General features: G+C 54.9%; 14 protein-coding genes. 9 read left to right on the top strand and 5 right to left on the bottom strand.

What is annotated here, in order from left to right:
- The 7 genes from LQZ21_RS04905 (at nt 1) to LQZ21_RS04875 (ending at nt 6,749) form a co-directional block, all read left to right on the top strand.
- Nucleotides 1-1,077, top strand: a complete 1,077-nt coding sequence (locus LQZ21_RS04905; protein ID WP_411043076.1) for an RnfABCDGE type electron transport complex subunit D — start codon at nt 1-3, stop codon at nt 1,075-1,077.
- Nucleotides 1,074-1,682, top strand: coding sequence for an RnfABCDGE type electron transport complex subunit G (locus tag LQZ21_RS04900; protein ID WP_411043074.1), 609 nt, complete (start codon nt 1,074-1,076; stop codon nt 1,680-1,682). The genes LQZ21_RS04905 and LQZ21_RS04900 overlap by 4 nt, the downstream gene beginning before the upstream one ends.
- Nucleotides 1,679-2,290: an electron transport complex subunit RsxE gene (rsxE, locus tag LQZ21_RS04895; RefSeq protein ID WP_411043073.1), complete on the top strand. Its 612-nt coding sequence runs from the start codon at nt 1,679-1,681 to the stop codon at nt 2,288-2,290. Before LQZ21_RS04900 ends, rsxE begins: the two co-directional genes overlap by 4 nt.
- Before the next feature lies 1 nt (nt 2,291).
- Entirely contained in the window at nt 2,292-2,867 is a 576-nt protein-coding gene (locus tag LQZ21_RS04890; RefSeq protein ID WP_411043071.1) for an electron transport complex protein RnfA, read from the top strand.
- Nucleotides 2,868-2,876: 9 nt separating this feature from the next.
- On the top strand, nt 2,877-3,728 hold the full coding sequence (locus tag LQZ21_RS04885) for an RnfABCDGE type electron transport complex subunit B (protein ID WP_411043069.1): 852 nt from the start codon (nt 2,877-2,879) through the stop codon (nt 3,726-3,728).
- The gene (locus LQZ21_RS04880) at nt 3,725-5,080 is read left to right on the top strand and encodes an ATP-binding protein (protein ID WP_411043067.1); all 1,356 of its coding nucleotides are present in this window, start codon (nt 3,725-3,727) and stop codon (nt 5,078-5,080) included. Before LQZ21_RS04885 ends, LQZ21_RS04880 begins: the two co-directional genes overlap by 4 nt.
- A 160-nt stretch (nt 5,081-5,240) precedes the next feature.
- The gene (locus LQZ21_RS04875) at nt 5,241-6,749 is read left to right on the top strand and encodes a CoA-acylating methylmalonate-semialdehyde dehydrogenase (protein ID WP_411043065.1); all 1,509 of its coding nucleotides are present in this window, start codon (nt 5,241-5,243) and stop codon (nt 6,747-6,749) included.
- A 16-nt stretch (nt 6,750-6,765) separates the two neighbouring features.
- On the opposite strand, the gene LQZ21_RS04870 is transcribed toward LQZ21_RS04875, so the two are convergent.
- Together LQZ21_RS04870 and LQZ21_RS04865 are read right to left on the bottom strand one after the other, a co-directional pair.
- Complete coding sequence (locus LQZ21_RS04870; RefSeq protein ID WP_411043064.1) at nt 6,766-7,908, bottom strand: Gfo/Idh/MocA family protein; 1,143 nt, start codon at nt 7,906-7,908, stop codon at nt 6,766-6,768.
- Nucleotides 7,909-7,918: 10 nt separating this feature from the next.
- On the bottom strand, nt 7,919-10,663 hold the full coding sequence (locus LQZ21_RS04865) for a hypothetical protein (protein WP_411043062.1): 2,745 nt from the start codon (nt 10,661-10,663) through the stop codon (nt 7,919-7,921).
- Between the two features lie 188 nt (nt 10,664-10,851).
- On the opposite strand from LQZ21_RS04865, the gene argF reads away from it, so the two are divergent.
- Nucleotides 10,852-11,784 (top strand): ornithine carbamoyltransferase, encoded by a 933-nt coding sequence (gene argF, locus LQZ21_RS04860; protein WP_411043061.1) that lies wholly within the window; start codon nt 10,852-10,854, stop codon nt 11,782-11,784.
- A gap of 73 nt (nt 11,785-11,857) precedes the next feature.
- Here argF and rbr read toward each other — a convergent pair whose 3' ends face one another.
- From rbr to nox, 3 genes are all read right to left on the bottom strand, one after another.
- Complete coding sequence (gene rbr, locus LQZ21_RS04855; RefSeq protein WP_411043059.1) at nt 11,858-12,400, bottom strand: rubrerythrin; 543 nt, start codon at nt 12,398-12,400, stop codon at nt 11,858-11,860.
- An 814-nt stretch (nt 12,401-13,214) separates the two neighbouring features.
- Nucleotides 13,215-14,135: a homoserine O-succinyltransferase gene (locus LQZ21_RS04850; RefSeq protein ID WP_411043057.1), complete on the bottom strand. Its 921-nt coding sequence runs from the start codon at nt 14,133-14,135 to the stop codon at nt 13,215-13,217.
- Nucleotides 14,136-14,239: 104 nt separating this feature from the next.
- Nucleotides 14,240-15,574, bottom strand: a complete 1,335-nt coding sequence (gene nox, locus LQZ21_RS04845; protein ID WP_411043056.1) for a H2O-forming NADH oxidase — start codon at nt 15,572-15,574, stop codon at nt 14,240-14,242.
- A 581-nt stretch (nt 15,575-16,155) separates the two neighbouring features.
- Here nox and LQZ21_RS04840 point away from each other — a divergent pair.
- Nucleotides 16,156-17,498 (top strand): HAMP domain-containing protein (locus LQZ21_RS04840; RefSeq protein ID WP_411043054.1); only part of this gene is annotated, 1,343 nt, incomplete at its 3' end.

The following is a 17,498-nucleotide window of genomic DNA, read 5'->3' as shown; positions in this document are numbered from 1 at the left end:
ATGGCACCAGCGGATAAGGGCGGAGAAAAGGCTCCGCTCCTTTCAGCCAGTCCCCATATTATTTCCCCGGTTTCCTCCCGGCATCTCATGGCCAACGTGCTTATCGCCCTGGCCCCGGCCGCGGTTTTCGGTATAGTCCTCTACGGCCTTCCGGCCCTCCTCACCATCCTGGTGTCGACGGCTTCCGCCGTGGCCGCCGAGTCCCTGTTCCGCGCCCTCACCGGCCAGGACATCCGGGCCGGCGACCTTTCCGGGACGGTTTCCGGGCTCCTCTTGGCCCTGATCATTCCCCCGGGTACCCCCCTCTGGATGACCGCCCTGGGCGCGGTTTTTGCGGTGGTGGTGGCCAAGGAATTCTTCGGCGGCCTGGGGGCCAACGTGTTTAACCCCGCCCTGATAGGCCGGGCCTTCCTCCTGATGAGTTTCCCCGCGGCCCTTACCTCTTGGACTATCCCCGGTAAGGCCCTTGTCGACGGGGTCAGCGGCGCCACCCCCCTGGGGATCCTCAAGCTGGGGCTTGGCGCGGGCCAAACTCTTCCCCAGGCCCTCGCCCAGGTAGGGGCGGATTTTACCGCAGCGGGACTGGCCTCCTCCCCCGCTTACTGGCAGGTGATGAAGACCCTTTTTACCGGTAATTACGGCGGCTGTATCGGGGAATCCTCGGTGTTGTGTATCCTGGCGGGGGGCGTTTATCTGCTGGTAACCAAAACCATAGACTGGCGGGCCCCCGCGGCCATGACCGTTGCCTGCGTTATTGCCTCCTTTGCCCTGGGGCTGGATCCCCTGTTCGGTATCCTGAGCGGGGGGCTTGCCTTTGGAGCGGTTTTTATGGCCACCGATTATGTTACCGCCCCCCTGACTCCCCGGGGAAAGTTGATCTTCGGTTTCGGGGCCGGGCTTATTACGGTACTTATCAGAAAATGGGGGAATTATCCCGAGGGGGTGTCCTACGGGATCCTCATCATGAACGCCATTACCCCCTTCCTCAACCGGCTGCTCCCTAAAAAATACGGATATGTCCCCCCAAAGAGAAGCGCTCCGGTGAAAAAGGACGGGGCTTCCGGAGGGACCCCATGAAAGACATCCTCAAACTGGGGCTGGTCCTGACCCTGTACGCCGTGGCGGCCTGTGTGGGCCTGGCCTTTGTGTATTCCGGTACGGAAAAGATCATAACCCAGCGGCAGCAGGCGGATCTGGAGGCGGCCCTCAGGGAACTTTTCCCGGACATGGATGGGTATGAGGATATCAGCGGCGAACTGGTCAGTCCCGATCCCGCGGTTGCATTCGAGGGCCAGTACGGCATCCGCCGGGGAAATGCCCTTACCGGGGCCGCGATCCGGGCCTCCGGGGCGAGTTACGGGGGAAAAGTGGTGATCCTCGTGGGGATAGGGATAGATGGTAAGATCAGCGGCGTCAAGATCCTGGAGACCTCGGACACCCCCGGCCTGGGGGCAAATGCCGCTTCCCCTACCTATTATGTGGACCGGGCCCGGAAGATCACCTTTTACGGCCAGTTTACCGGAAAATCAGTGACGGATCCCTTCACGGTTAAGGGGGATGTGGCGGCCATCACCGCTTCCACCATCACCAGCCAGGCCATTGCCGGCGCGGTCCGTTCTTCAGCCGCCGCGGCTTCGGCCTGGCTCGCCGCCGCTTCCGGGGCGGGACAGGGGGCGCCATGAATCGTTTGTTTAAGATATTCACCAACGGTATTATCCGGGAAAATCCCCTCCTCATGTTGATGATAGGCCTCTGTTCTTCCCTGGCGGTGACCACCAGTGTGGCCAACGGTATTGGGATGGGCCTTTCCATGACCTTCGTACTGCTCATGTCGGAACTGGTGATCAGCCTTTTCCGCCGGCTCATCCCCGATTCGATCCGGATCCCGGTGTTTATCATTGTGATCGCCGCCTTTACCACGGTGATCGACTATGTCCTTAAAGCCTATTTTCCGGACCTTTCCAAGGCCATGGGGGTATTTATCCCCCTTATTGTGGTGAATTGTATCATCATGGGCCGGGTGGAATCCTTCGCCTCCAAACAGCCCCTGGGGTATGTGATCCCCGATGCCCTGGGCATGGGCCTGGGGTATACCTGGGTATTAACGGGCATAGCCCTCATCCGGGAACTCCTGGGAAACGGTACGGTTTTGAATTTTCAGGTCCTTCCCGAAAATTTTACCCCTATTTTGTTTTTTACCCTGCCGCCGGGAGGGTTCTTTGTTTTTGCCCTCTTTATAGCCCTTAACCTCTTTATCAAGTCCCGGCTCAAAACGGGGGAGGAAAACTGATATGACCCTGTTTAAGCTATTTATTTCAGCCTTTTTGATCGACAACGTGGTCCTGATGCGTTTCCTGGCCCTCTGTCCCTTTATCGGGATGAGTACCGACGAGGACAAATCCATAGGGATGGGCCTGGCGGTCACCTTTGTGACGGTCCTGGCGACCTGCGTTACCTGGCCCCTGTTCCATTTTGCCCTCCGGCCCCTGGGCCTGGAATTCCTTCAGATCCTGGTTTTTATCCTGGTCATCGCCGCCCTGGTGCAATTGGTGGAATTCTACCTCAAAAAAACCGCCCCGGCCCTTTACGGGGCCATGGGAATTTACCTTGCCCTGATCACCACCAACTGCGCCATCCTGGCGGTAACCTTTGATAACATCAGCAAGCAATTCACCTTTGTCGAGTCCGTGGTGTACGCCCTGGGGGTTGCCCTGGGATTTTTGCTTTCCCTCCTCCTGATGGCGGGAATCCGGGGCCGGTTACGGACCAGCCCCCTTCCCCCCTTTCTCAAGGGGACCCCCATCTTGTTTGTCACCGCGGCCCTGCTTTCCATGGCCTTCATGGGATTTTCGGGTTTGGTTAAATAGGGGGTTGTTTTGGGTATAATCGTAACCACCGCCATTTTTGCGGTCCTTTTGGCCTTTACCCTGGGGGCCGCCCTGGGTTTTTTCCGGGAATTTTTCAAGGTTGAGGAGGATCCCCTCAAGTCCCGGATCCGGGAGGCCCTGCCCGGGGCGAACTGCGGGGCCTGCGGATACCCCGGCTGTGACGGGTACGCCGCGGCGGTGGCCGCAGGGCAGGCGGAAACCAACCGTTGTTCCGTGGGGGGAAAAGCCGTAACCGAGAGGATCTCCGCCCTGTTGGGGGTAAATGCCTCCATAACGGCGGTGGCGGCGGTGCTTGCCTGCCGGGGATCGGCGGCTCATGCCCCCCAAAAAGGGGATTACCGGGGCCTGGCGACCTGCCGGGGGGCGAAGCTTTCCACCGGGGGGACCAAGCTCTGCGCCTGGGGCTGCCTGGGCTTTGGGGACTGTCTCAAGGTCTGCCAATTCGGCGCCCTCTCCATGGGGGAGGACGGCCTGCCCCGGGTGGATTACGGTAAGTGTACCGGCTGTAAGCTCTGTATCGCCGAATGTCCCCAGGGACTGCTCCGGGATGTTCCCGTGGACCGGAGGGGGGCCGCGGCCCTCTGTTCCAACCACAACCCCCTCAAGGGGATGGTGCTTAAGACCTGTAAGGTCGGGTGTATCAAATGTGAACTCTGCGTAAAAAACTGCCCCGAACAGTGTATTGTCATGGATAAGGGGATCCCCCTGGTGGATTATACCAAATGTACCTCCTGCGGAACCTGTGTTGCCAAATGCCCCACCAAGGTATTGCGGATCATCCAATCCGATATTTTCCCCGGCAAGCCGGTGCCCGCGGAATCTGAAACCGCACCGGCATGAATCCCGAAGACTTTTACCGGGTCCTGGCCGACATCAGGGGACTTTCCGTTTTCTCCCGGCTCCGGGTTCATCCCCTGATAAAAGCCCTGGGGAAGGTCCTTGCCCTTCTTTCCCCGGACCGGGTCCCGGGAAAGGAATCATCCCTGGAGATCCTCCGGGCCTGGTCCGCCTTTATCGGGACCTTTTTTTTGTATAACCGGGGGAATTCCTTTTATGCCACCGTGGCCTTTTTGACGCTGGCCGACGAAAACCCCTTTACCCTTGCCGCCGAGGGCGGCCGGGGGCAGGAGTCCCCCCTGCTCTTGGCCGCGGCCGGGACCGATCTCTCCCGGCTGGGAAGGATCGCCCGGTTCGATATCGCACAGCTCGGGTTTTATATTGCCCATCTCCTCCGGGACGGGGGCCTGGAGGATGCCGCCCGGGATGGCGAAACGGCCGCCCGGGCCTGGTGGATCACCGAGGGGGCTGAAAATTCCGGTAATTTTCCCGGGGCAAAGATATTCCCCCCGGATTCCGATTGGGCCCTCCCCGCCCTGGGGGACTATATCGCCTCCCATGGGGCGGGCCTTCTGGGACAATACCATTCCTTTTTTTGGGATGCCTCCGGTTCCCTCTCCCCCATCCGTCACCCGGATCCGGTGGCGCTTTCCCAACTTTCAGGTTATGAGGAACAGCGGGCCCTGGTGGTTTCCAATACCCGCCGCTTTATCCAAGGAAAACCCGCCAATAACCTGCTCCTCTATGGGGATCGGGGGACGGGAAAATCCGCCACGGTCAAGGCGGTATGTAACGAGTTTGCCCCCCAGGGCTTGCGGCTTCTGGAACTGCACAAGCCGGACCTCTTCCAACTTCCGGCAGTCCTTGAAGCCCTGGCTTCCCGGGCCTTAGGGTTTGTTATTTTTATCGACGACCTTTCCTTTGAAAGTACCGATGATTCCTTTACCGCCCTCAAGGCCCTGTTGGAAGGGGGGGCCGGAGCCAAACCCGCCAATGCCGTGATTTATGCCACCAGTAACCGCCGCCATCTGGTAAAGGAACGTTTTTCCGACCGGCCCGCCACGGCCGCCGACGGGGAGGTACGGGCCTTTGACACCATGCAGGAACAGTTCTCCCTGGCGGACCGCTTCGGCCTGACCGTGATATTTACCTCCCCCAGCCAGGAGGAATATCTGGATATCGCCTGTTTTATCGCCGAAAACCGGGGCCTCCTTAAGGCCGGGGACGAAGGGGCCCGGAAAACCTTCCGGGAAAACGCCCTCCGCTGGGAGCGCTGGTTCAATGGCCGTTCCCCCCGGACCGCGGTGCAATACGCGGACTGGGTTGAAGGCGGTGAGGGCTTCCCCTGGGAATGAGCCCCGGCTTTCCCATTACCGGCGGTAGACACCAGGGAATTTATCAAATAATATAATTATGCCACTGTTTTACCCAAGGGGCGGTTTCAAATTACGATAGAGCCCGGTAGGACCATAATTCTGGAGCAGCCTCAAATCATTTTTTAAGGAAGGACCTGTCATGAGCATTGAGAAGTTAAAGCCCTTTATCAACGGCCAATTTGTGGAAAGTACCAGCGATAAGTATATGGATGTGTACGACCCCTCCACGGGAGCGGTTATCGCCCAAACCCCCTGTTGTACCGCAGCGGAAGTGGAGGCTGCCATAGCGGCGGCCAAGGCCGCCTTTCCCGGCTGGAGCAATACCCCCTGCCCGAAACGGGTGGAGGTCTTGTACCGTTTCCGGGATCTCCTTTCGGAGCACATGGATGAATTGACCCACCTGCTCTGCCGGGAAAACGGAAAAAACTGGGACGAAGCCCGGGGGGATCTCTTAAAAGTAAAGGAACCGGTGGAGGTAGCCTGCGGCGCCCCCTCCCTTATGATGGGGGAGGTGTTGATGAACGTAACCGAGGGCTTTGACTCCGCCCTGTACCGGGAGCCCCTGGGGGTATTCGCGGGAATTGCCCCCTTCAATTTTCCCGCCATGATCCCCATGGGCTGGATGATGCCCATGTGCATCGCCACCGGAAACACCCTGGTCTTAAAGGCGGCCTCCATGACCCCCATGACCTCCCTGCGGCTGGCGGCCTTGTTAAAAGAGGCGGGCCTTCCCGACGGTGTGGTTAACCTGGTTACCTGTTCCCGGAACGAGGCGGAGCTGTTCCTGACACATCCCGATGTCAAGGGGGTTACCTTTGTGGGGTCCACCTCCATAGGGTCCCATGTATACGCCACCGCCGCGGCCAACGGGAAACGGGTCCAGTGCCTCTGCGAGGCCAAGAACCACGCCCTGGTACTGGAGGACGCCCCCATTACCCGGACCGCCGCGGGGATCATCAATTCCGCCTTTGGATGCGCGGGGGAACGCTGTATGGCCCTGCCGGTCATCGTGGTCCAGGAGTCCATCGCGGACAGGCTGGTGGCGGAACTGGTGAACCAGGCCAAGACCAAAAAAATCGGCCCCGCCTATGACAAAACCACGGACCTGGGGCCGGTGGTTACCGCGGATCACAAAAAGGGAGTTTTAAACTGGATAGAAAAGGGGATCCAGGAGGGGGCCAAGCTGATCCTGGACGGACGGAACACGGTGGTTCCGGGATACGAAAAGGGTTTCTATGTGGGCCATACGATTTTCGATTACGTTACCCCGGAAATGACCGTGGGACAACGGGAAATATTCGGGCCGGTGTTGTGTGTCAAACGGGTCAAAAATTTTGAAGAGGGGCTTACCCTGATGAACGCCAACGAATTCGCCAACGGTTCGGTTATTTTTACTCAAAACGGCTATTATGCCCGGGAATTCGCCAAACGGACCCACGGAGGCATGGTGGGGGTAAACGTGGGCATCCCCGTACCCGCGGGGATGTTCCCCTTTGCGGGGCATAAACATTCCTTCTTTGGCGATTTACACGGCCTGGGTAAGGACGGCCTCCGGTTCTATACCGAAAGCAAGGTGGTTACTTCCCGCTGGTTTACCGAAGAAGAGGCGGGGAAAACCAAGGTTTCCACCTGGGACGGGGCGATATAATCCCCGGGGCACTTTTCTAAAGCGCCAGGGCCGCTTCGGCTTCCATGCCGCCATAGTTGCTGCCCAGATACCCCCGGGGGAGCGGCGCCGGGCGTTCAAAGGTCGAGGTCATGGCATAAAAGGTTTTGGAATCGCAGCTTTGGTAAAGCCCCAGGAGCAGCTCCAGGACGTGGAAGGCCATTTCTTTGCTGGTCCGGGGTTTCCGCCCCTTACGGAGGGCCCAGGCCAGTTCCGCGGGCCCGATGCCCCGGCAATTATCCGTGTAGGCATGGGTGGGGGGCAGGGTAAAGGGTTCGGTCTGGCCCTTGAGCAGCACCTTTACCTCGCCGCCGAACTGGTTGGGATCCGGCATATACAAGATGCCCTCAGAACCGTAAAGGACCATCTGGGGTTTTTCATTTTGGATGCAGTTGGAATTAAAGTGGATAGTCCCCACGGCTCCGCCGGCAAGATGGAAACTGCCGACCACCAGGTTCTCCGCCTGTAAGGTAAAGGGCTCTCCAAAATCGGGCCGGGACATAAGGAAATGCTGGCGCTCCGGCTGCAGGGTTTTGACAAAACCGCAGACCTCCGTGGCCGGACCGAGGATACTCAAGAGGGCGGTCAGGTAATAAACCCCCACATCAAGGCCTATGCCCCCGCCGGGCAGGGCGGTAAAGGGGAACCGTTCCGCCAATAACCCTGAATCCCGGTTTAGTGCGGCATAGCAGGAACTGAGCTCCCCAATAATACCGCTGTCCAGGGCAAACCCCGCGGTCTGTACGGCGGAGCCCAGGAAGGTGTCCGGCGCACTGCCGTACAGTACCCCCTGGGCGTCGGCCAGTTGTACCAGTTCCCGGGCCGCCGCTATGGATAGGTCCAGGGGCTTTTCGGAATAGACGTGTTTACCCGCTTCCAGGGCCTGTTTTGTTACCTGGTGATGGGCACCGGGGGTGGTCAGATTTACCACCAGCTCTATGCTTTTATCCGAGAGAATTTCTTCCAGCCCCAGGGCCTTGATCCCGTATTTTTTTGCCTGGGCTTCCATTCGTTCCGGTATCATATCGTAACAGCCCGCCAGTTCCAGGATCTCAAAAACCGAAGACATATTTTGCAGATAAATATCGCTGATAACACCGCAGCCTATCACCGCGGTTTTTACCTTCTTGAATTTCTCCATAGCATCCCCTTTAAATTAATTTGTGTTCCCTGGCGGTCAGATACAGCGCGTTATTCCAATAATGGAGCGACAAAAAGGAATGTTTTGCCTCCGCGTTATCGATTTGATTGGCCCGGCGCTGCAGGCGTTTAAATGCTATGCTTATAACCGTGTTCATGTCAATTTCTCCGGAATCGGACTCCTTTAATATAAGGTAGTAGGCAAAAAAATAAAAGGCGTCGTTGGGATCCATCGAGAACAGCCGCTCGTCCTGAACAACCCGCCGGATAATCCTGAGGGCCTCTTGTTTGTTTTCCTCGCTGGCCGGCTTAAGGCGGCATAGGGCCAGGGCCCGGAAAACCGAACCCATACGGAAAAAGAATTCCGATTTTGGGATGATAAATGCTTCACATTGGGTATAGGCGCCCTCCCAATCGGGCTGTTCTATCAGAAGGAATTTTTGATCCTCCAGAATATCCAGGAGAAGCTCCGAATATTTCACGGCCCGCTCATAGTCTCCGGTCAAATAGGCCGCCTCCAGCTGGAAAAACAGTCCTTCGCCGATGAGCATTTTGGGCTTTTCCACGGCATAATTCCCCAGATAGATATTCGACCGGTAGATCCATGCGGAAAGGGTTTGCGCCGCCGCGGATTGCTTATAACCGGAAAGATTGTTTCGCATGGATTCAAATATATTTAACGCGTCCTGATACCGGCCGGTTTCAAACCGCAGTCTGCCCTGAAAAAACCGGATCCGTTCCGCCCATTCAAGCCGTTCGGCGCTTACCGCAGCCTCTTCCGCCTGGAGGGCAAAGGCTTCCGCCTGAAAAATATTGCCGATAAGAAATTGAATCTCCGCGGCGTAAAAGTATATCAACCCCAGTTCCCGGAAATTCAGGGTTTTTTTCGCGTTTTCTATGGCAAACAGGGCATAATCCACCGCGTCATTCATACGGTGATTTGAAAGGCTTGCCAGGGTAAACAGCCGGTATGCCTGGGCAAGGCCCAGCCAATCCCGCTGTCCCTGGATAAGCATGATGGCTTCTTTTATCAACGTGATGGCGGCGGGGATTTCCCGCACCGAGAGCAGGTAATTTGCCCGGTTCATCAGAATTTGGGTCTTATACCCCGGAACCGATACCCCTTCCGGGTCAGACTCGGAAAATACTTCCCGTATTTCCTTTTCTCCCCCGTGGATAAGGGTCTTGGAGGTTTTATAGATAAAGCCCAAGAGCGGCGCCCGGTCCTGTCCTAGGATCCGCTCAAAGGAACCGTCCCCCAGGGCTTTTTCGATTTCCCCAAAGGTTCCGTGGATAATATCCATCTGCAGGGCCTTGAGCATAAATTCATCGGTCTTCTCCCAGCCCAGGTCAGAAAGGATCTTGAGCATAGTAAAACAGGGCCGGATTTTTTCCGCCTCTGCCCAGGACAGGAGGCAATTTCTCACCAGTCGCCGGATTGGTTTCTTCCGTTCCCCCAGTACCTCTTCCGCCTTTTTAATCAGATCGCCCATACGCAGCCGGGGCTCATCACTAAAATCGATAATTCCAAAATGAGAAAAAAGGGAAAAGGCCCGGCGGACGGAAGCGGCTTTTTTCCCCGTCTCTTCAAATAAATTTATCAAAAGGGAAGCGGGAAAATACCGTAAGAAAATTCCCATGGTATAGGCAATTTCCCAGAGCTCCGGGGGCATTTCCGGAAGCTTCGGAGCCGGTATCCCCTCCTGGTCCAGGGGTAAAATCCGGGGGAAAACCGGTTCCCACTGTTTTATATCGTGATAATCCTCCCTTTTTCCGGTAGACCAGGTTCCGTATATATGCAGGAGTTTTTTATGGGGCAGGGTCCGGTACAGATCGATAAACATATTCCCCGCCACGGCGTCCGCTTTCTGAAGGTCCTCTAAAATAAAAACCGGGGTATTCGTACCGGCTATAGCCGCCCTGATATAAACATCGGTCAGTAAACTAAGAAACCGGCGGCCTTTTTGCCTGATATAATACGGATATTCATGCTGAAACCGCTCCCGGAACAGGATGGCCCCCAGTTTATCCAGCTCCTCAAGCTCATGGCCATCCGCGTATAGACCCAGCCAGGACCGGAGCGCGGGATTTACGGCGTCGCTGAAGCAGCACAGTCCGGTTCCGCCGGACCCAAAGCGGATGACCAGGGGATTTTTGAATTGGGAACGGCAAAACCGGTAAAGTCCGTCCCGTTTTCCCAGAAACTCAGGACCCACCAATAACACCTTCCGGACGGTCCCTTCTTTAAGGCCCATTTTTATCTTTTCCCGCAGCGGATAGGTCTTGGCGCCGCTGGCAGCTGAAAAAGTCCGTATATGGCTTAACTGGGCATACCCTTCCCCGGGGGAATATTCTTCGTTCAGCGGGGCATCAAAGAGTATATAGGGGCTGAGGGCTTTTTGAACCGGGGGGGAACACCAGATGCCCGTTCCCAGGGAATCGGTGGGAAGCGCCCGCATAAGGCGGGCGCCCGCATCATCGGTTAGATTCTCTCCCATTATGACCGTATAACCGTACAGTTCCGGGGAAGCCGTTTCCAGCAGGGCGAACATAGCTTCCAGCATAATCAGTATATCCAGCCAAAATCCGGGGTTGTTCTCCTCAAAAGACGCGGAGATCCAGGGGCCTTTCCAGGTAATCTGGCCCCCGGCATTTTTTATGGCCTGGGCCGCCGAGTTTTCCAGATCTGAAATGACCTCCGGCCTGATGCGGCGAAGCTGGGATTGAAACCGTATATAAAAACACATTTGTATCATGGGGATTATCCTCTCAAAAGTATATACCATTATAAAATAATTTCAATTTGAAAGCACCTAAACCGGTCGTAAAATGGGGAATGGTCCACAATAAAATTCATGGTCTTGTCAAAATATAAACTAAAGGGTATTTCTTATAAAGGCGCCGGTGTCGCCTGAGCGCACTAAAAAATTAACGCGGAGGCATCATGGATACCATTACCCTCAAGGGCCGATCCCTAGTAACCTGGCTGGATTACCGGGAAGAAGAGATCCGCTTCCTGCTGGATCTGGCCGGTCAGGTCAAGGCGGAGAAACAGAAAGGGGAGATCCACCGGCGTTTTGCCGGAAAAACCATAGCCCTCCTCTTTGAAAAACGTTCCACCCGGACCCGTTGTGCCTTTGAAACCGCCTTTGGGGAAGAAGGAGGCCACCCGGTATTCCTTTCAACCCAGGATATTCAGTTGGGGGCTAAAGAATCCATCGAAGATACCGCCCGGGTCCTGGGCCGTATGTTCAACGCCATCCAGTTCCGGGGGTTCAAGCAGTCCACGGTGGAGGCCCTGGCCCGGTATTCGGGGGTGCCGGTGTATAACGGCCTTACCGACAGTTTTCACCCCACCCAGGCCCTGGCGGATATTATGACCCTGGAGGAGAATTTTGGAAGGGCCCCGGGGAAAAAGCTCTGTTTTGTGGGGGACGGCCGGAACAACGTTGCCCGTTCCCTCATGGTGATATGCGCCAAACTGGGGGTCCATTTTACGGTGATCACCCCCGCCGCCCTGAACCCCGCCGCTGATTTGGTGGAAACCTGCCGGGCCCTGGCCAAAGGGACGGAGATCCGCATCACGCCGGATCTTGGGGAAGTTGCCGGGGCCGACGCCGTATATACCGACGTGTGGGTCTCCATGGGGGAGGAGGCAAAACGGGAGGAACGGCTCCGCCTCCTTACCCCCTACCAGGTGAACCAGGCCCTGATGGACCGCACCGGCCGGAAGGACAGCATCTTTCTCCACTGCCTGCCCGCGGTTAAGGGGGAGGAGGTGACCGCTGAGGTGATTGACGGCCCCCAAAGCCGGGCCTGGGACGAGGCGGAGAACCGGAAACATACGATCAAGGCCATCATGGCCGCGACCTTGTAAGCTCCGGCACGATTTTGCGCCGAAACGCGGCAAAACAACCGGACGGTTTCACCGTTGAAACCGCCCGGGGAGGCTAATAATTGGCCGCTTTTATCTGGAAATACCCCTGGGGATGTTTACAGGCAGGGCAGAGGTCGGGGGCTTTTTTGCCGATGATGATGTGGCCGCAGTTGGAGCATTGCCATACCGTATCTCCCTCCCGGGAGAAGACGAGGCCCCCTGCAATATTGGCAATCAGCTTGCGGTACCGTGCTTCGTGTTCCTTTTCTATGGCCGCCACCAGTTGAAACAAGGCGGCGATATCGGAAAACCCCTCCTCCTTGGCGGTTTTGGCGAATCCCGCATACATATCGGTCCATTCATAGTTTTCACCATCCGCGGCGTCCTTGAGGTTGGTCACGGTATCGGGTATATCGTTCCCGTGGAGCAGTTTGAACCAGAGCTTGGCGTGTTCCTTTTCGTTCTCCGCGGTTTCCCGGAATATGGCCCCTATCTGATGGTACCCTTCTTTTTCCGCCTTTGACGCGTAATAGGTATATTTGTTCCGGGCCTGGGATTCCCCGGCAAAGGCCGCCTGCAGATTGGCCTCTGTTTTTGAACCTTTAAGTTCCTTCATACGTTACCTCTCTCGTAAATTGCTTGAATCCGGGGGCTGCTTCAGCATCCGACGGTCCGGCAGAACCGATGGTTAAAACCATCCCCTTAGATCTTCTAATATATTACTATTTTCCTGGATTTTCCACTCAATTTTTGGGTAAAACCGGTTCCCTATTTGTAAAAAGGTGGGCGACAGAAAAAACTTTTCTGCCGCCCTGGAGGAGGAAGCGGAACTTACGTTCCAAAGGCTGTGCCGGTAGGGCGCTCGTCGCTTTTTTAACTATATTTATAACTTATTAATCTTATAATCATACTAGGAATATATCAAATAAAAAAATTTATGTCAAGAGAAAATTTAAAAAAAAATAAAAAAATTTAAAAAAACCGCTCAATCGAGGACTTGATAAACCCTAAAGGCCATATATAAGGAATTTAAGCAATTCACCCCAAAGGTGAAGTAGACCGCTACGCGATCAATTAAATAAAAAAAAGGGAAAAAATACGTAATTTCCCCCTTTTTTCCTCTTTCTCGTAATAAAAAAGGTGGGCGGCAGAAAAAACTTTTCTGCCGCCCTGGAGGAGGAAGCGGAACTGAGTTCCAAAGGCTGCGCCGGTAGGACGCTCATCTCTTTTTTAACTATATTTATAACTTATTAATCTTATAATCATACTAGGAATATACCGAATAAATAAAATTGTGTCAAGAGAAAATTTAAAAAAAAATAAAAAAAAGTGAAAAAAACGTTCAATTAAGGCCCTGGTAAACCCTAAAGGCCATATATAAGGAATTTAAGCAATTCACCACAAAGGCGCAGAGTAGACCGCGTAACGGCTTACTCCAGCTCATCCAGGTTATAGGGGGTCTCCTGGTATACATAGTTGAGCCAGTTGGAGAAAAAGAGGTGGGCGTGGGCCCGCCACCGGACCACCGGAGCCTTTCCGGGATCGTCCCCGGGGTAGTAGTTTTTGGGGATATCGATGGTCAGGCCCTTGCCTATGTCCCGGCGGTATTCCCGGTCCAGGGTCAGGGGATCGTATTCCAGATGACCGGTAACATAGACCTCCCGGCCGTTCCGGGCGGTTACGATAAACACCCCGGCCTCATCGCTTTCGGCCTGGATGGTCAGGGCCGGTTCCGCGGCGATGGCATCCCGGGCACATTCGGTATGCCGGGACTGGGGCGCGGGAAATTCATCGTCAAAACCCCGGAACAGGGTGGTGTGCTGTTCTTTGACCCGGTGGGGAAAGATGCCGAAGAGCTTCCGGGGAAGGATTTTTTTGGGTATCCCGTAACGCCGGTACAAACCCGCCTGGGCCCCCCAGCAGATGTGCAGGGTAGACCAGACATTGGCCACGGAATAATCCAGGACCTCCACCAATTCATCCCAATAATCAACTTCTTCAAAATCCAGGGTTTCCACCGGTGCCCCGGTGATGATGAGGCCGTCAAACCGGATCCGCTCCCGGACTATCTTTTTGGAATTCACGTAAAACCGTTCCAAATGTCCCGGGGGGGCGTTCCGGGATTCATGACTTCCCATCCTGAGAAAACTGATATCCACCTGCAGGGGGGTGTTTCCCAGGAGCCTGAGGAGCTGAATTTCCGTATCCACCGTGGTAGGCATAAGGTTAATAATGGCAACCTTAAGGGGGCGTATATCCTGATGTTCCGCCCTGGCTTCGGTCATAACAAATACATTTTCTTCCCGCAGGGCATTATACGCCGGCAGGGTTATGGGTATTTTGATAGGCATACTATGGGATAGCTTATAAAAAAACGGGAAAAAAGTACAGATACCCTGGCCGGTTTCAAACTTATTTTTTGAAACCGGCTTTGGAAGAGGGATCTAACCCCGGATCACGGGGCCGTAAGCGCCGCCATGGTGATATAGTTGTAGGGCTGGTTGAAGTGGGGCAGGAAGAAGATGTCCAGCAACTTAAGCTTATCGATGGTTACCTTTTCCTCTATGGCCAGGGAGAACAGATGGATCCCCATGGAAATATCCTGATAGGATGCTATCTGGGTGCCCAATACCCGCCGGGTCTTTTTGTCGTAGACAATGCGGATTTTAACCTTGTGATTATCGTCCTTAACAAACGCCGGTTTTTGGGTATCCTCAAATTGGGTGTAGAGGGGGGTATACCCCGCCTTTTCCGCGGCCTTGAGGTTGAGCCCGGTAGACACCATCTTGTACCCGTAGATACAGATCCCGTTGGAACCTTGCACCCCGATGGATTCCAGGGGGGTGCCTCCGGCGTTGTGACCCGCCACCACCCCGCTGCGGACCGCATTGGTCGCCAGGGCGATGTAGGCGGTATTTTCAATGGCGTTGCTGTACACCGTGGCGCAGTCCCCGATGGCATACACCCCCGGTTTGCTGGTTTCCTGCTTGAGGTTAACCTTATAAGCGCCGTTGGCAAAGGTCTCCAGTTCACCCGCGGCCAGGGCGGTGTTTGGCCGGAAGCCGATGGCCAGAATCACCATATCCACGGGGTAGTCCCCCTGGTTGGTGACGATCCCCTGTACCTTGGACTCCCCTTTTATCTCCTGCACCAACTCGCCGAAGTGCAGGGCGATGTTGTTGTCCTTAAGGATCTTGTCCATGTCCTGGGTGAACCAGTCGTCATAATAGGTGGAGAGGCTGGTATTGGCCGCCTCAAAGAGCAGGACGTTTTTGCCCCGGCGGCGCACCGCTTCGGCTAACTCTACCCCGATATAACCCGCCCCCACCACGGCGACGGTTTTAATATCCCCCTGGTCCAGGAGGCTGTTGATCTTCTGGCCGTCCTGGAAAAGTTTGGCGGAGGCCACCTGGGGCAGGTCCAGGCCCTTGATTTTGGGGATAATGGGAAGGGAACCAGTGGCCAGGATAAGTTTATCGTAGGATTCGGTGACTTCTTTGCCTGCCTTATCCTTGGCAATAAGCTTTTTGGCGCCGAAATCTATCTTTTCCACCAGGGTTTCCATGTGAACCGTCGCCTTTTTGGAAGTAAGAATGTCCTTGGAAGAATAAAAAAGTCCGTCGGGACCGTCGATCTGCCGTCCCACCCACAGGGCGGTACCGCAGCCCAGATAACTGATATTACTGTTACCGTCAAAAATGACCAGCTGATTTCCCGGATAATTATCGAGGATGGTATTCGCCGCCGCCGTTCCCGCGTGATTTGCCCCAATTAACACGATTTTTGCCATATAATACTCCTTTGGGCTGTTTCAAAATATCGAATTTTGAAAAACAAGCTTTACCTGTCAAGCAGCCTTAGATTTAAGGGGGAAAACGCTTGGGCTTAATTTGGGCTTCATCGATTTTCCCCAAACCGGTTTAAAAACCGGCCCTAATACTTCTTTATTTTAAACGCTCCCCGGCGATAATGCAAGGGTTACCATGAATAGTACCGGGGGTACCGGATCATCCTAAAGGCATTGCCGCCACCGTGCCTTTCAATCAGATGTTCCTATCAAACCCGGAATCGATAAAGAAAGCTGGACTTTTGGACTATAATATGGTATATATTATTATCACGGTCAACAAAATAGGAAGGAAGCCATGACCCATAAGCGCGATTTTTTACCCCCCCCAGCAAGAGTCGTACCAAATGGGAGCAAATTGGACGTTTTTTACAAAAAACATGAGGATGCTTTCAAATTTCGGCCGCATATATGACGGATCCGTCCAAATTTCACGGCCCTGTTTTAAGTATACCCTTTCCCGCGGTACTGTCAGTATCGGCGGTTTTCCAAATTATTTTCCATTTTGTAGGTAAGGAACAAATATGAAACTAAGGCATCGTTTAAGTATTATCGTTATTTTGATTTTGGTAGTTGCCGGAGCATCCCTGTCCGTCATTTTGGTCAGCCTCGCGGCTTCAACGCAGATGGCCACCGCCCTGGAAAGCCAGGAACGGCTTGCCGCAGAACAGGCGCGGGTCATTCAGATGCGGTATGAGGGTTATCTGCGGGTGGTGAATACCCTGGCGGATATGATGGCCGATTTTGATAAAACCGATCCGGGCCGGCAGCGCAACCGTTTTGATCAGATCCTGCACTCGGTCCTGGAATCCGAGGAACGGATCATAGCCGTATATACTGTTTTTAAGCCCAATACCATAGATGCGGGCCTGGACGTCTCCTTTGCCGGACAGCCCGGCAATACCGAAACCGGCCAGTACGCCGACTGGTATACCCGGCGTTCCGGGCAGATTGAACACCTGACCTACGACGACGTACAGACCGTAATGGAGTATTCAAATGGGCCGGATGCGCGCAAAGAAATGATCTACGATCCCGTATTCCAGACCGTGGCCGGCAGGGATACCTATACCGTCAAAATCAGCGCGCCGATCATTCACCGCAAGACCGGCGAAGTGGTCGGCCGGGTCGGGGTGAACGTGGATACCGCCTATACCCAGCCCGTGGTGGATGAAACCATAAAGGCCCACCCGGATATCACCGCCATGACCGTCTATTCCGATAACGGTACCATTGTTGCCAGCTATGCCCCGGGACAGGTCGGGAAGCTTCTTAAAGATGTGCAAAGTTCCCTGTTCAGCGCGCACACCGATGCGGCCCAGGAGGCGGTGGTAAAGGGAACAAAATACCGGCTCGCGGAATACGAAGAAGACCTGGGGACAGAACTGGAAATGATCGTCTACCCCTTCACCATCGGTGAAACCGGGATAAGCTGGGCCGTGATGCTGGGTACGGAAAAGACCGTGATCCTGGAAGAGATCAACACCATGATCACCTATTCCGTTATCGTCGCGGTAGCGGCGGTGGTGATCATGATGGTGATCATCTTCTTTGTTGCTGGTAACATTGCCAAGCCCATTGTCAATGTGGCCTTGACCCTCAAAGACATATCCGAGGGGGAAGGGGACCTGACCAAAACCGTCAACGTCCATTCAAAAGACGAGATCGGAGACCTGGCGCGGTACTTTAACGCGACCTTGGAGAAGATTAAAACCCTCGTCATTACCATCAAAAACCGGGCCGCCGACCTCGCGGACATTGGGAATGAACTGGCCGGCAATATGACCGAAACCGCCGCGGCGATCAACGAGATTACCGCCAACATCCAAAGCATCAAGGGCCGGATAATCAATCAGTCCTCCTCGGT

Source organism: Treponema sp. TIM-1, assembly GCF_046533115.1.
GTDB lineage: Bacteria > Spirochaetota > Spirochaetia > Treponematales > Breznakiellaceae > JAIRMO01.
This window is presented reverse-complemented; position numbering and strand designations above follow the sequence as displayed.

Coding starts and splice junctions, on each gene's coding strand:
- LQZ21_RS04905 (WP_411043076.1), top strand. CDS start 1: ATGGCACCAGCGGATAAGGGCGGAGAAAAGGCTCCGCTCCTTTCAGCC.
- LQZ21_RS04900 (WP_411043074.1), top strand. CDS start 1,074: ATGAAAGACATCCTCAAACTGGGGCTGGTCCTGACCCTGTACGCCGTG.
- rsxE (WP_411043073.1), top strand. CDS start 1,679: ATGAATCGTTTGTTTAAGATATTCACCAACGGTATTATCCGGGAAAAT.
- LQZ21_RS04890 (WP_411043071.1), top strand. CDS start 2,292: ATGACCCTGTTTAAGCTATTTATTTCAGCCTTTTTGATCGACAACGTG.
- LQZ21_RS04880 (WP_411043067.1), top strand. CDS start 3,725: ATGAATCCCGAAGACTTTTACCGGGTCCTGGCCGACATCAGGGGACTT.
- LQZ21_RS04875 (WP_411043065.1), top strand. CDS start 5,241: ATGAGCATTGAGAAGTTAAAGCCCTTTATCAACGGCCAATTTGTGGAA.
- LQZ21_RS04870 (WP_411043064.1), bottom strand. CDS start 7,908: ATGGAGAAATTCAAGAAGGTAAAAACCGCGGTGATAGGCTGCGGTGTT.
- LQZ21_RS04865 (WP_411043062.1), bottom strand. CDS start 10,663: ATGATACAAATGTGTTTTTATATACGGTTTCAATCCCAGCTTCGCCGC.
- argF (WP_411043061.1), top strand. CDS start 10,852: ATGGATACCATTACCCTCAAGGGCCGATCCCTAGTAACCTGGCTGGAT.
- rbr (WP_411043059.1), bottom strand. CDS start 12,400: ATGAAGGAACTTAAAGGTTCAAAAACAGAGGCCAATCTGCAGGCGGCC.
- LQZ21_RS04850 (WP_411043057.1), bottom strand. CDS start 14,135: ATGCCTATCAAAATACCCATAACCCTGCCGGCGTATAATGCCCTGCGG.
- nox (WP_411043056.1), bottom strand. CDS start 15,574: ATGGCAAAAATCGTGTTAATTGGGGCAAATCACGCGGGAACGGCGGCG.